The sequence below is a fragment of the Vibrio vulnificus NBRC 15645 = ATCC 27562 genome (assembly GCF_002224265.1).
Taxonomy (GTDB): Bacteria; Pseudomonadota; Gammaproteobacteria; order Enterobacterales; family Vibrionaceae; genus Vibrio; species Vibrio vulnificus.
Window position 1 is genome coordinate 853,662 of record NZ_CP012882.1, and the last position, 14,490, is coordinate 868,151.

At 48.3% G+C, this 14,490-nt stretch carries 9 protein-coding genes; 2 read left to right on the plus strand and 7 right to left on the minus strand.

Annotated elements, in window-relative coordinates; translation table 11 throughout:
* Positions 1–71: 71 nt before the first annotated feature.
* The 7 genes from AOT11_RS19430 to AOT11_RS19465 form a co-directional block, all read right to left on the minus strand.
* The gene (locus AOT11_RS19430; RefSeq protein WP_017421606.1) at positions 72–2,138 is read right to left on the minus strand and encodes a VIT and vWA domain-containing protein; all 2,067 of its coding nucleotides are present in this window, start codon (positions 2,136–2,138) and stop codon (positions 72–74) included.
* Between the two features lie 125 nt (positions 2,139–2,263).
* Positions 2,264–3,019, minus strand: a complete 756-nt coding sequence (locus AOT11_RS19435; protein ID WP_017421607.1) for a helix-turn-helix domain-containing protein — start codon at positions 3,017–3,019, stop codon at positions 2,264–2,266.
* A 125-nt stretch (positions 3,020–3,144) separates the two neighbouring features.
* Positions 3,145–5,985, minus strand: coding sequence for an FAD-binding and (Fe-S)-binding domain-containing protein (locus tag AOT11_RS19440; RefSeq protein ID WP_017421608.1), 2,841 nt, complete (start codon positions 5,983–5,985; stop codon positions 3,145–3,147).
* A gap of 311 nt (positions 5,986–6,296) precedes the next feature.
* Positions 6,297–6,956 (minus strand): LutC/YkgG family protein, encoded by a 660-nt coding sequence (locus AOT11_RS19450; RefSeq protein ID WP_017421609.1) that lies wholly within the window; start codon positions 6,954–6,956, stop codon positions 6,297–6,299.
* Positions 6,953–8,383, minus strand: a complete 1,431-nt coding sequence (locus AOT11_RS19455; protein ID WP_017421610.1) for a LutB/LldF family L-lactate oxidation iron-sulfur protein — start codon at positions 8,381–8,383, stop codon at positions 6,953–6,955. The genes AOT11_RS19450 and AOT11_RS19455 overlap by 4 nt, the downstream gene beginning before the upstream one ends.
* Positions 8,383–9,138 (minus strand): (Fe-S)-binding protein, encoded by a 756-nt coding sequence (locus AOT11_RS19460; RefSeq protein WP_017421611.1) that lies wholly within the window; start codon positions 9,136–9,138, stop codon positions 8,383–8,385. The genes AOT11_RS19455 and AOT11_RS19460 overlap by 1 nt, the downstream gene beginning before the upstream one ends.
* A gap of 146 nt (positions 9,139–9,284) precedes the next feature.
* A complete protein-coding gene (locus tag AOT11_RS19465) occupies positions 9,285–10,979 on the minus strand; it encodes an L-lactate permease (protein ID WP_026050671.1) in 1,695 nt (564 codons plus the stop codon).
* Between the two features lie 211 nt (positions 10,980–11,190).
* Between AOT11_RS19465 and AOT11_RS19470 the strand changes: the two genes are divergently transcribed.
* Positions 11,191–12,090 (plus strand): LysR family transcriptional regulator, encoded by a 900-nt coding sequence (locus AOT11_RS19470; protein WP_017421612.1) that lies wholly within the window; start codon positions 11,191–11,193, stop codon positions 12,088–12,090.
* 234 nt (positions 12,091–12,324) lie between these two features.
* The gene (locus AOT11_RS19475; protein WP_017421613.1) at positions 12,325–14,361 is read left to right on the plus strand and encodes a prolyl oligopeptidase family serine peptidase; all 2,037 of its coding nucleotides are present in this window, start codon (positions 12,325–12,327) and stop codon (positions 14,359–14,361) included.
* Positions 14,362–14,490: the final 129 nt, after the last annotated feature.

Sequence of the window (14,490 nt, forward strand, 5' to 3'; positions counted from 1 at the left end):
AAAAATGCCTCGGTTTCTTTTGTCTTTTGTGAATCAGAGCGGGAAGGTTATTCCCGCTCATATTGTGCTTTTTAAGCGTTTGTTTTACGGCGTAGCATCAATGCACAGCCAAGAACGACGATAAGCCACAGAGTCATTGAACCACCACCGCTACCGCCGCCACCATGCGAAGGAGCTGGTTGGGTGAACATTGGCTGCTGCTTGTCTGCACGGTTATCCGTTATACCTTGTTGTTGGCGAAGCTCTCTTGCCGCTTGTTCTTTTTCTACACGTTGTTGGTTTGTTTTACTGATGCCATTTTTCTCAAACACCGCATCTTCAACCACAAGTAACGAGGTGTAGTCCGTGAGCAAGCCATATTCCAAGGCAATAGATTCGATTGCTTGTTCGCTTTCGTTATCATTTTGCTCCAAGTACTGCATCTTGGACTCAATATCTCTAATGGCTGAGAAGGCCCATAAACGCTCAATTTCTGGATTTTCAAGCTGCTGCTCTGGCAACTGAATGGTCGTTTGGTACTTGCGTGTGATGCCATCGACCTTGGCTGACAGTGTAATGGTGCTGTTACCCGCTTTGGTATAGTGACCAAAGACCGTAAGTTGCTCACCTCGATAAAGAGAGTGGATGTTCTCAGGTGTCAGATCGTTGAGTTTTACCCCATCTACGTCTAAGCGGATGTTGCGATACGCTTGGTGGGTTAGTTTACTGGTGACATTCATAATGTGGCCAAGAATGTCATCTGAATTGGAGATGCTGGTCGCAAAGCCATTGGATACTTGCGTCATTGGTTCAAGCAGCGGTGTGTTGGCACTGTTACCCATGATGAAGGTGTAGAGACGAACGTCGTAGCGCTGCATCAGTTTCAGGAACTGCTTTTTCTCCGTCACACCGACATTGGCAACCCCATCGGTGACCAAAATGATCCCTGTCGTTCGATCACTGTCTAGGCCAGATACTGCGCGCTCCAGTGCATCATAGAGATTGGTGCCGCCGCCAGTGGCGATTTGATTGATGGTCTCAATCGCTTGTGTCACGTTATTTTGATTGACGGCGATGAAACCGTTGGTGATCTCTTGGACTCGATTATCGAACATCAAAATTCGGAATCGATCTCCAGAGGGGAGTTTGCCTAAACCACGTTTAACGCCCTCTGTTAGGGTGGCATGCTTGCCTGACATTGAACCTGACTTATCGAGTACAAACACCCAATCACGACCTTGTTGAATAGCGGAAAGGTCATCGCCTGGGGTGAAGGTCAGTTTGATGGTTCCGCGCTCACTTTGTTGAGGGTCACGATAGCTAACTGCTTCTAAACGACCGGGTAAACCTTCCTGTAAACGCCAATAAACGGTGATGTCTTTGTCGAGTGTAAAGGCGGTTTGCTTGGCGCTAGAGCTCTGTTCTTCGACGTTTTGCTGATTGGTCACACTGGCTTGCCAAACAAGATGCTCACCTTGTGGGGTTTGTGAAATGATGGCGTTAGGATGCGCAGGCAGCCTTAAACCATCAATTGGATAGGCCGAACGTACTTCCAAGTTGAAAGAAAAAGCTTGCTCAACGTGGGTATTACGAGACCAAAATGCATCCGCTGCCGCATCGACACCACCTTCTTCCATTGGGTAAACGTAGCGGCCGATGCCATGATCGATTAAGGCATCTTGAAGATAAACCAGCTTAATTTTCACGCTTTGGTTGGGTAAAACAGGGAAAACACGGATATCAAAGCTTTTGAATTCGTTTTTGTCTGTAATGGCGGTCGAGGCCCCTTGCGCTTTTTGCTCTTGATAGATCGTTTGCGCTTTTGCTTTACTGACGGCTTCTGCAATCACTGGGCGATCATTGATCCAATAGATAAATTCGCCCACCACCGCCTTTTCAGGAATAGGAAAGGAGTAAAGTGCTTCTAAGCTTTGATCGTTAGGGTTAAAGAACTCTTGTTCAATGGATGTCGTAGCGTAACCATCTTCAATGACGACATTAACGTGTTGAGACTGAATGGTTAGTGGTTGAAAACGGCTATCGGCAGGGGTTAACAATCCGCTAGCCAGTAAGCTTGGACTAACGAGCACCGATAAGATGATGACAAGGAATGCCAGCAGTTGTCTCAGTGCCGCTTTATGGTGATGTTGAATGCTCATTTTGTTGCCTCCATGAAATAACGGTGTTGCACCGTTCCTATGGCAGGCAGAATGGCAGAAGTGACCTTTTGAGGCGATTTTAATGATGAAAGTAACGTATATTGTTACCTTTGGTGTAATCGGTGTTACTTTTCTCGCTCGGTTGGTCTGTTTTCTAACTCAGAAAACATGGGAAAGGTCCAACGTCGGATCGCGAGAACCATCGAGGTACCGTGACGATCTTCAATCGCGAGTTCACTGTCATCTTGGCAGGCGGCATAAAACTCAGTGATCAATTTTTGCAGTTTTTGCTGCATTTTTTTGTTGGTCGGCGTCGACATCAATCCGGTTGCCATAACCAATTTTTCATCCGAAGCAGAGAAGTAACTGTGGAAAAACGCCTGTTGTACCTGTTGTTGGAAAAATCGTTGGATAGGACCACCAGCAATCCAAGAAAACTCTTTGGAAATCTTGAGTTTAATTCGGTTGTTTGGTTGTAACTCAATGATACTGAGCCGATCTAACTGCGCGAGTTTTTGAATCAACTCTGGTTGACTAAATTGATATTGTTGGCGGATTTCCTCAAAGGTGTAGCCATTCACCACGCAAACAGAGATCAGCAGCAGGGCTTTGTCGTCGATAAGTTGCTTTTCTTGCTCATAGGTCAGTGCAACAATGCCTTGATCGTGCTTGGCCACCAGTTTAAAAAGCTCACTCATTTCCAAGCCTGCCAACTGACAAATACGTTCCAGCCGTTCTAAGCTAATCTGGTTGCCTTCTGCGAGGAGCCGTTTCACGGAGCCTTCACTGAGTGCCAGTGAGCGAGCAATGTCAGAATAGTGAACGCCTTGCAACTTGAGTTGTTTTTTAAGCTCGGCAATCAATAAGTTACATTCTGACATGGGGGTTTTCCTTTGCGTTGGAGAAGGGCTCAGTATGCCTTGATGAAAACCAAATTGCGACAGGGACGAGTGAAAAGGGCTCCAATAACGGGAGCCCAGAAGAGGAGTAGCTATCCTCGCTATTCTTAACGAGGAGATGAGGCATCATCAACCAAATAGAGAATGGATTGATAGGGAATGCCACTGTGATGCGACAAACCAATTTCACAGGTTCGGCTATTGCTAAAACCCCGTTGGCAATCACTCGGCACTTGCGCTTTTAACGGATGAACCGCGGCTGCGTTGAGTTCTGGGGTGGTGAATCCTTTATCGCCAGCCCAACCACAACATTGAATATGCTCAGGAACAATGACGCGGGATGTGCACGCGTTGGCCAACGTTATCATGGCATTTTCCAGCCCCATGCGCCTTGAACTGCAGGTGACGTGTAACATGACGGTTTCGTTGAGTGGGGTAATATCGAGATGTGGTAAGAGATACTTGCTGACAAAGCCTGTCGGTTCAAGCACTTCTATTGGTTGGCTAAACTGCTCAATGCTGCGTTTGGCACAAGGGCTGGTATCCATCAGCACAGGATAGGTTCCTTCTCGACTCGCCTGCCACAACACTTCTTCCAACTGTTTGGCTTTATTTGTTGCTATTTCGTTCATCCCTTTGCTGTCGTATGGCATGCCACAACATTGGTTGCTCAATTGCGCAGGGATGATCACTTCGTATCCTGCTTTCTTTATAAGTGACAATGTCACCTCTGTCAGTGATCGTTGATCAGGGGCATCTGCCTGTTGCCCCATGTTACGGCTGGCGCATGAAGGCATATATACCACTTTCTTTTCTGTTGCAGTGATAGGAAATGCGGTGTTACCGAGTGAGTGTTGATTTGCCGTGGGGTACTCTGGATACCAAATGGGTGTTGATCCTTTAGTCAGTGAGCGTAAGCCATTAGTCAGTTTGCCCACCGTTGGCGCGCCAATCACCTGACTTGCTAATTGGTTAACACGTAGACCACTTCTGGCAATGGCGGTTGTGGTGCTGAAATGGTCCGCAGTCCATTTGGCAATGGGGGTAAACTTCTCATACTTAGCGGTACGAAGTTTTTTCACCAAATCGCCTGTATTAATGCCAACGGGACAGCGATCGGCACACAAACCGGTTGCGGCACAAGTATCAATACCTTGATATTCAAAAACTTTCTCTAATTCAGAGGCTTGTACTTGTTCTCCCGCACGCACTCGGCGCTGCAACTCTCGATAAAGCACGATGCGTTGACGAGGAGAAAGCGTCAGTGTTCTCGAAGGACAAACGGGTTCACAAAACCCGCATTCAATGCAGCGATCCACCAACGGATCGGCAGCAGGCATGGGCTTGAGGTTTTCTATATGCGAATGGGGATTGTCATTGATGATGACACCTGGATTGAGCAGACCTTGCGGATCGAAGATCGTCTTGATCTGTTGCATCAACTGGTAGCCCTCACGGCCCCATTCTAGCTCAACATAGGGGGCCATGTTACGCCCTGTACCATGTTCTGCTTTGAGTGATCCTTGATATTTAACCGCAACCAACTCCGCAACCTCATCCATAAATTTACCGTAGCGGTCAATTTCTGTTTGGCTGTCAAAACCTTGGGTGAAAACAAAGTGCAAGTTGCCTTCGAGAGCATGGCCGAAAATGATCGCTTCACCGTATTGGTAGCGATCAAACAGGGCTTGTAAGTCACGCACGCCATTAGCTAAGTTTTCCACTGGAAAAGCAACGTCTTCGATAATTACCGTGGTGCCGACTTCGCGTACCGCTCCCACGGCAGGGAACATGCCTTTGCGAATTCCCCATAGTGTCGCAACGGTCGCAGCATCGCTGGTAAACGGCACAGATTCAATGATGGTGTACTCTGCTAGTGCATCCATAACAGATTTACATTGTAAATCTAACGTCGTTTGGCAGCTTGCATGAGACTCAACCAAAATGGCCGCGGCTTCGAGATCCAACGATTGAATAAAGCTGGGCATGCCCGCTTTGTCGGCAACAGAGCGCAGGGCGCGTCCATCCATCAGTTCCACAGCTGCCACGGGTAATTTGGATAGAGTCGTTACGGCGCGACAGGCTTCTTCGATGGTCGCAAAGACCAACAACGCCGAGGCTTTATTGGGGTGCTCAATGACGGTGTTATAGGTGATCTCGGCAATAAAACCTAAGGTGCCTTCTGAACCAATCATCAAGTGTTCAATGACTTCAATCGGATCTTGGTAATCCACCAGGGCATTAAGAGCGTAACCTGTGGTGTTTTTAAGACGATACTTGTGCTTAATTTTATCTGATAATTCTTTATTATCAGCTACTTGCTGGCAAAGTGCTTCGATGCCGGAAATGAGCGAAGCGTGGCTTTGCTTAAAGGCAGCAATGCTGGCTTCATCTGCGGTGTTCAGTATGGTGCCGTCACTAAAAACGATCTTCATACTATCTACGGTGCGGTAGGAATTTTGCGCGGTGCCGCAGCACATGCCACTGGCATTATTGGCGGCTATGCCGCCGATTTTGCAGGTATTAATCGAAGCGGGATCGGGGCCAATTTTGCGCTGAAAAGGGGCCAAATATCGGTTGGCATCCGCGCCGATCACGCCAGGTTGAAGAATGATCTTATTGCCATCGTCGACAATTTCATGGCCTCGCCAATCGTCGGTTAGGGTGATGAGCACAGAGTCAGAGACCGCTTGCCCAGACAAGCTGGTGCCCGCTGCGCGAAACGTGCAGGGAACATGGAGCTCTCGGCAACTTTGAATGGCAAAAATGACTTCTTGCAAATCCTTGAGTCGTAAGACGATCTTTGGCACTAAACGATAAAAACTGGCGTCGGTACCGTAGGCTAAGCGTTTGGCTTCTTGGGTAATGATGCGCGCTTGCTCAATGCGGGTAGCAAACACCGCAGCCAGTTTTTGATAGGTGGCGTTATCTAAGTTATTGACCATCATTGCTTCCTTTGTTTTGCAGCGTTTTTCGGTTTATCCCCTTCCTACTTGAAGCTGCAGCGGCGTTGGCTACGCTCGTTCACTGGCACGCCAGCCCGGCCCAATCACATAGTCTGTCTATGTTCATGGGGATAACCTCACTGGCCGCCTACCTGTAACGCCAAGTAGTTTGGGTATATGTTTTTACATTGCTGCGACGTATTTGCTCTTATTGTTTTCTATTTGGGTTAAAGCATCGTGCCATGTTTGTATGAAAACGTCTCAATGGCTGAGAAACAAAACCTCAACGATGAGGCTGAGGTTACGTTTTTCGCTTATTGATCGGTAAGTAATAGCACCACGAGTTCACTTGGTCCGTGCGCGCCATAGGCCAGCGTTTGTTGGATATCCGCCGTTTTGGACGGGCCAGAAATCAACAGTGCGTTGGTTGGCATGTGATGCGCCCACTCTTGCTCTAGCATGACCTCAAGGAAATTGCACTTAAGAGTCGACTGTTTGATCACCGCGATGTGCTTAGGAGGCACCAAGGACAAGGTTCTGGGCTCATATTCGCTCGGCCACAACACCAAAGCACCAGTGTCGGCAATACCGGCTAAAACATGAGTAATACCGACATCGATTTGGTTAAAAAGCTCACTCTTCCATTCTTCAATGTGGCGTTCAAATTCCACCACTTTCACTTGAGCGAGTCCGTTGCGAAAGGCGTGAATGTATTCTCCATCCGTGCCAATAGCGGCGGTTTGACATGCTTTGTCTGACACAATACGCGCGATGGTGGATTCGAGTTGTGACGCTTCTATGGTGTGCATTTCGGCGTGGCTGGCTTCCATGGCAGTGATGAAGCGGTGCACTTTTTCATTCTGAGTGACATTCTTTTCGTGTCCCCACGGTTGATAACTCAAGTGCGCCGAGCTTTTTTCAATCGCATTGGCGGCTTTGAGGCGATTGAGTATGTTGTTTTTCGCATGGCTCATGATTCACCTCTTTTGCGTTTTTCTGCCATCAATTGGTGTAAGGATTTTTCTGCCGGTTTTGGCGCAGTGCGGCATTGGGTCCAAGGCCCGAGATTTGCCGGAAGCAGGTTACGCATTTTGCTGGCGATGGCCGTGCCAGCATGGTAGAGCGAGGGATGACGCGCCGCGTAAGCAAAGCCTTTCATCGCCGCCGTTTCCAAACCACTGTGCGCCGCGTTTTGGCCGCGAAGTGGTGCATGATCGGGCATGGAATCATTTTTCGCTTCTCGTCGCAGGCGTTGCAACATTTCAGGAATGGGGATGCGTACCGGGCATACTTCTCCACAAGCGCCGCAAAGGCTTGATGCGGTAACGAGATCCTGTGTTTTTTCCAACCCTAGTAAATGAGGAGAGATGATCTTACCAATAGGACCGGGATAGACGGTGCCATAGGCGTGGCCGCCAATTTTGGTGTAAACAGGGCAGTGATTCATGCAGGCGCCACAGCGAATACATTGCAGCGTTTTGCGTAATTCTTCATCTTGGTAAGCTTGTGAGCGGCCATTATCAAGCAGCACCAAATGCACTTCCTGCGGGCCATCTTTTTCACCATTCTTACGTGGTGAGGTAATCATATTGAAATAGGTGGTAATCGCTTGTCCGGTCGCACTGCGGGTTAATGCGCTGTAGAGCGGCGGCACATCGGTCAAAAACTCCACCACCTTCTCAATGCCAGTAATCGCAATGTGCACATTCGGCACGGTCGTGGACATGCGCCCGTTCCCTTCATTTTCCACCAAACACAAGGTGCCTGTTTCAGCAACGGCGAAGTTGACGCCAGATAAACCAATATCGGCATCGTGAAATTTTTGTCGTAAGCGCTGGCGGCCAGTTTGAATCAAAGCATCCACATCGGTTGTTGGCGTGAAGTTGTCGAGATTTTTCTCGAAGGTATCACTCACTTCCTGCTTATTTTTGTGGATGGCTGGCATGATGATATGGGAAGGTTTGTCGCCGTCGAGTTGGACGATGTATTCCCCCATATCACTTTCCAAGCACTCAATCCCCAGTTTCGCCATCTCATGGTTCATCTCAATCTCTTCACTGACCATCGATTTACCTTTGATGATCATTTTCGCCTGATGAGCGTTAGCAATGCTGGCAATGATGCTATTGGCTTCGTCAGCATTTTCTGCCCAATGGACATGAATACCGTTGCGATAGCAGTTGAACTCAAGCTTTTCTAGCAGTTGCGGTAACTTGCTTAAGCAGCGTTGACGAATGGCTTCTGCCAGATCTCGAATCGCTTTTTCCTCGGCAGGGTCAGCAAAGGCGAGTTTACGTTTGTCGCGCAGATAATCCATCGCACCGCGGAAGTTGGCTCTGAGTTGCGGGTCCGCGAGTGCGACTTTAGCTTGCTGATGGAACTGTTGTGGAGTTTGTGACATTAGGCTTTCCCCCCAATTCGTTCGAGTAGAAAACTGGCCAAGTGGCGACCTTTGATCGCTTTACCTTGATACTCAAATGCCCCGTTGATATTGAGCAAGCAGCCCCAGTCTGCGCTGACGAGTGTCTCAGCGGCAGTGGCCTCGATATGGCGAGTTTTGTCTTCCACCATGGCTTGAGAAATATTGGGATGACGAACAGAGAACGTCCCGCCAAAGCCACAGCACTCGCTTTCGTAGTCTTGCATGCGCAGTTCAACATTATCGAGTTGTGAAAGCAGCTCTGTTGCGGTGACATGCACATTCATTTCCCGACGAGCCGCGCAGGACGTGTGCATGACCACTGAGGTTGGTTGACCTTGGTCATTGAGCTTGACGCGACACACATTGACGAGAAATTCGGTGAGCTCAAAAACTCGGTCACAGAATTGGCTCACTTGGGCTTCTTGCGAATCGCCTTTAAAAAGACGGCGGTAATGATGATGCATCATGCCGCCACACGAACCTGATAACACAATCACGGGGTAGCTTTGTGGAAATAACTCAATTTGACTGAGGGCAACTTGCTTGGCTTCCTCATCGTATCCCGAAGAGTAAGCCGGCTGGCCGCAGCAGGTTTGTTTTTCGACAAAGATAACGTCAATGCCTTGTTGCTCAAGTAGCGTCATAGCATCGAGCCCTGCTTCTGGGTCAAACATGTCGACGAGGCAAGTGGCGTAGAAATAAACTTTGTCAGGTTTTGCCGGATAAATACGCATTGGCAGTGCTCCCGTGTAAAGAATGGCGTAGTGGTAGCGGATAGCGCAGTGACTACGCTATGGTTGTCGGGGTATGCGACCGCTACGCCATATTGGTTTGGCAGCAGGTTACGCCTGCCGCTCGTTGTCTTTATGAATCTGGTTATCTACGGTGTCATGAGTGCATCGGTGATCTGCAAACCGTAAATCAGTGTTAAACCGATGATGCCCGTGACTACAAGGTAGTAGAAAGTGGGGATAATGGTTTTGCGCAGTGTCGCACCTTCGCGACCGAGCAGCCCAACAGTAGCGGAAGCGGCAACCACGTTGTGAATGGCGATCATGTTACCCGCTGCCGCGCCCACCGCTTGCAGTGCCACCACAACCGCACTGGAGATGGTCAAGGTTTGTGCCACTTCAAATTGGAACTGGCTGAACATCATATTTGACACTGTATTGGAACCGGCGATGAATGCCCCCAAGGCACCAACGGTGGCACTCAACGCCGGGAATGCAGAGCCAACTAAGTCAGCGGCAAAATTGGCGGTGGTGACGGGCATACTGGCGAGATCCGCCGCATTGACGCCCGAGTTGATAAATATGCGAACCATTGGAATGGTGAAGACAAGTACAAAGCCAGCTCCGACAAGGGTTTTACTGGATTCGCCCAGCGCTTTTGCCATTGGCTTGAGGCTGCCGGCTTGAATGAGCACGGCAAGTAGCGCGACAAACACTAAGATGCCACCAGGTAAATAGAGCGGTTGGAACGACGTACTGATACCAGCTTCGCCTAAGATAGTCCCAGAACTGATGCTGATACCCGTTAACAAAGCTTTGAAGTCAGCACTTACGCGGCTGGCGACGAGAATCACTGCCAAAAGCACGTAAGGTGTCCACGCTTTTACCAGGCTCATCGGTTTGCCTTGCACTTGTTCAAGATCGATTTTGAGTGAGCCTAACCATTCTGCTGGCCATTTGTCCTCGGCTTCAAAATCCCATTGTGATTTTGGCACGAGAAAGCCTTTTTTGGCTGCCGTGACCACAATAGCAAGACCGACTAAACCACCGATCAAAGAAGGAAACTCAGGGCCTAAGAAAACGCCAGTTAACGCATAAGGCACAGTGAAAGCGAAACCAGCAAATAGGGCGAAAGGAAGAATATCTAACCCTTCACTCCAACTGCGGTTTTTGCCAAAGAAGCGTGTCAGCATCATTGCCATCAGCACCGGCATGATGGTGCCAACAGTGGCGTGGTTCAGCGCCACGCTTGAGGTGATTTGTTGTAGGTAAATATCCCAACTTGAGCCGTGAGCGATCAATGCTTCGCTGATGTTATGCGTATCAAGACCTTTGTTCACACCGACAATAATGGGTGTTCCAACGGCACCAAAAGAAACCGGTGTGGATTGGATCATCATTCCCATCAGTACCGCCGCAAGCGCGGGAAAGCCAATGGCGACCAGAAGAGGCGCGGCAATCGCAGCGGGCGTACCAAAACCAGATGCGCCTTCAATAAAAGAGCCGAAACACCAAGCAATAATGATCGCCTGTACGCGGCGGTCAGCGGAGATATCGGTAAAGCCGTTGCGAATGGTGGTGATGGCTCCGGTGTGTTTCAACGTGTTCAACAGGAAAATAGCGCCAAATACAATCCACAACACGGAGACGGTAATGCCAAGGCCTTGTAGCACAGAAGCGATCACGCGGGTAGTGGACATGTCCCAACCAAAGAGGGCAATCACCACAGTGAGTGCGAAGGCAACAGGCATGGCTTTTTTAGCCGGCCAGTTGAGACCGACCAGTAGGATGGCAGCGACCACAATTGGCGAAAAGGCCAAAAGGGCTAACATTGTTTCACTCATAAGTACTTCCTCGTACAGCTTGATCAACCTTGATGGGTAGGGTTATCAGGTTGGTCTGACTTCCAATTGCAGTGTTCAACTGACACGGATAATTGAAAAAAGCTTATTGTTTTTGTAATGGGCTTGTTAATTTGGCGTGAATTTACCCCTTTATTTTTTATTGATATAGGGAAATAATGAAAATCATTCCTTCCAAAAATGACATAATCCAATGCGTGCAGATGACTTAATCTTATTTAGCCAAGTGGTTGAACAGGGCAGTTTTAGTAAGGTGGCTGAAGAAAATAGCCTTACAAATTCGGTGGTTAGCAAAAGAATTGCGCGACTTGAAGAAGAAATTGGCGCTCAATTATTATATCGAACAACGCGAAAATTGACGTTGACCGAGGCGGGCAAGGCGTTACTGCATAGTGCCAAAAATGTGAAGCAAGCCACTCAGGAGGCTATGGATGCTGTTGCAGGCTTTGGAGAGAATGTCAGTGGCCATATCAAAATGTCGGTACCGACGATTTCGGGTGACTTGATATTGGCGGATGCGGTTGCCGAATTTTGTAACCAGCACCCAGGATTAACCGTCGATATGTCGTTAGATAACCGATTTGTTGACCTCGTGTCAGGTGGCTATGATTTGGTCATTCGCACGGGTTATCTTGAGGATTCCAGCTTGATTGCTCGACATATTCTCGATTCCCAATGGGTGGTGTGCGCATCCCCTTCCTATATTGCCAAACATGGAAAACCGCTCGTTCCTACCGATTTAACTCAGCACAACTGCTTGCAGTATGCCTACCAAACCACAGGGGCGTCAGAGTGGGAGTTTAAAGGGGATAAAGGCAACTACATTGTACGTGTAGCAGGGTGTTTTTCGACCGACAACGCGACGGCTTTGCGCAAAGCCGCGTTAGGTGGCCATGGTATTGCCTATGTTCCTCGCTGCTTGGTGTACCACGATTTTCGTAATGGTCAGCTGGTGGATATTTTTCCAGAGCAAGTCGGCAAAAAATTGGGCATCTACGCGGTCTATCCGTTTACTCGCCAGCCACCGAACAAAGTGCGTTTACTGATTGAGCATATTCGGGAGCGTTATCTGACCATTTCCCACTATTTTTGAGTGTTGCTGATGTTGAGAGGCGCTGACTTTGATTGATGATAGGTAATAAATTGCGATTGAGTCATCATTTCAAGAAATGTTGCAATCTTTAGCTTGAAAACAGCGCAGTAAGCCCTAAGTTAAGGGGTGAAAATTATTCTCATTACAACCATAAGCAAACCCTAAAGCATCAAGGCCCAATGGCCTTGATGCTTTTTATAGAAAGTGCTTTACACAAAGAGTCACAAGGACGTTATGCAGTACATCAAAACACGTAAAGACCCAATTGTTGATCATTACTTTGGGCATCAAGTTGCTGATCCCTATCGTTGGTTAGAAGATGATCGTAGTGAAGACACCGCTGAATGGGTCGCTGGGCAAAACTCAGTGACTTTCGATTACTTAGGACAAATTGGTTTTCGCCAGCAGCTCAGAGAGCAAATCGCAGCAAGTCAAGATTACGAAAAATCGTCTCAGCCTTTTGTGCATGGGGAATACACCTATTTTTATAAGAATGATGGTTTGCAAAACCAAAGTGTGCTTTACCGTCGTAAAGGCCAAGAGCCAGAACAGGTGTTTCTTGACCCGAACGGGTTTTCTGAAGATGGCACCACGTCACTTAGCGGTGTTTTCTTCTCGAAAGATGACTCGTTGGTGGCCTACACCATCTCAGAAGGGGGAAGTGACTGGCGCAAGATTTTTGTGATCGATGCTGAAACAGGTGAGCAAATCGAACCTGAAATCGTCGACGCGAAATTCACCGGTGTTTCTTGGCTAGGCAACCAAGGTTTCTACTACTCACGTTATGACAAACCACAAGGCAGTGAGTTGTCAGCCAGAACAGAACAACACAAGCTCTATTTTCACCAATTGGGCACGCCACAATCCGATGATGTGTTGGTTTTCGGTGAAGGTGAGGGTGAAGTACATCGCTACGTTTATGGACAGACAAGCGAAGATGATCGCTATCTCGTCATCAGCGGCCATGAGTCGACGTCAGGTAACCGTTTGTTCTATGTTGATCTGCAAAGTGAAGATCAATCGGTCTACACCTTGTTGGATCATGTGGACTCTGATACTGAACTTTTAGACTCAACAAGTCGCCATTTTATTCTCTATACCAACTTAGACGCACCAAACGGCAAAGTGGTAAGTGTGGATATTGAAAGTGGTCAATGGCGTGATTTAATCGCCGAGCAAGATCAGCCTCTCGAGGTGGTGGCGGCAGGTGGTTACCTTTTTGCGACCTACATGGTTGATGTGCTGTCAAAAGTCGTGCAGTACAGCTACCAAGGGGAAAAAGTTCGAGAAATTACGCTACCCGGTGAAGGCACCGCAACGGGGCTCGAAGGGAAGAAGAGCCAAACTACGCTCTACTACACATTCACCAATTACGTCACACCGCCGACGATTTTCTCATTGGATGTGAAGAGTGGCGAGTCTCAGGTGTTCCAAGAGTCAAAAGCGCCTTTCGATCGCACTCAGTTTGAATCACAGCAAGTGTTCTACCCATCGAAAGATGGCACCTTGATCCCGATGATCATCTCCTATAAGAAAGGGATTGAACTCAACGGTAAAAATCCGACAATTCTTTATGGCTACGGCGGTTTTGATGTCAGTTTGACGCCTGCCTTTTCAGGTATGGTAGCCAGCTGGCTTGAGTTGGGTGGCGTTTACGCGGTCGCTAACTTACGTGGTGGCGGTGAATACGGTAAGGCTTGGCACAATGCTGGAACGCAATTGCAAAAGCAAAATGTTTTTGATGACTTTATTGCTGGCGCCGAGTTCTTGATTGAACAGCAGTACACCAGTTCGGATTTTCTTGCGATTCGTGGTGGCTCGAACGGCGGTCTGCTTGTTGGTGCCTGCATGACTCAGCGACCAGAGCTGTTCAAAGTAGCACTGCCTGCGGTTGGTGTGCTAGACATGTTGCGCTACCACACTTTCACCTCTGGTGAAGGTTGGAAATATGATTACGGCACATCGGCACAAAGTGAAGAGATGTTCCAGTATTTGTTGGGCTACTCTCCAGTACATAACGTCAAGGAAGGCACTGCTTACCCAGCAACCCTTGTGACCACGGCCGATCACGATGATCGTGTCGTGCCTGCGCACTCTTATAAGTTCATCGCCGAACTGCAAGATAAACACCAAGGCGTGAATCCGGTGTTGATCCGAATTGATGTCAATGCCGGACACGGTGCAGGTATGCCGATGAGCAAAATGATCGATCTCTCTGCGGATATGTATGCGTTTACGTTGTTCAATATGGGAATCACCGCATTAAAGTAATCCGTTTACTCATCAAAGTGATGTAAAAATGCCGCGATATGTTCGCGGCATTTTTGTTTGTGACTCTTATTTTAAGCCCAAGTCACTATTGGGTTGGCGGCCAAGCCAAGAACAGCCATGTTCCACTTA

Coding starts and splice junctions, on each gene's coding strand:
- AOT11_RS19430 (WP_017421606.1), bottom strand. CDS start 2,138: ATGAGCATTCAACATCACCATAAAGCGGCACTGAGACAACTGCTGGCA.
- AOT11_RS19435 (WP_017421607.1), bottom strand. CDS start 3,019: ATGTCAGAATGTAACTTATTGATTGCCGAGCTTAAAAAACAACTCAAG.
- AOT11_RS19440 (WP_017421608.1), bottom strand. CDS start 5,985: ATGATGGTCAATAACTTAGATAACGCCACCTATCAAAAACTGGCTGCG.
- AOT11_RS19450 (WP_017421609.1), bottom strand. CDS start 6,956: ATGAGCCATGCGAAAAACAACATACTCAATCGCCTCAAAGCCGCCAAT.
- AOT11_RS19455 (WP_017421610.1), bottom strand. CDS start 8,383: ATGTCACAAACTCCACAACAGTTCCATCAGCAAGCTAAAGTCGCACTC.
- AOT11_RS19460 (WP_017421611.1), bottom strand. CDS start 9,138: ATGCGTATTTATCCGGCAAAACCTGACAAAGTTTATTTCTACGCCACT.
- AOT11_RS19465 (WP_026050671.1), bottom strand. CDS start 10,979: ATGAGTGAAACAATGTTAGCCCTTTTGGCCTTTTCGCCAATTGTGGTC.
- AOT11_RS19470 (WP_017421612.1), top strand. CDS start 11,191: ATGCGTGCAGATGACTTAATCTTATTTAGCCAAGTGGTTGAACAGGGC.
- AOT11_RS19475 (WP_017421613.1), top strand. CDS start 12,325: ATGCAGTACATCAAAACACGTAAAGACCCAATTGTTGATCATTACTTT.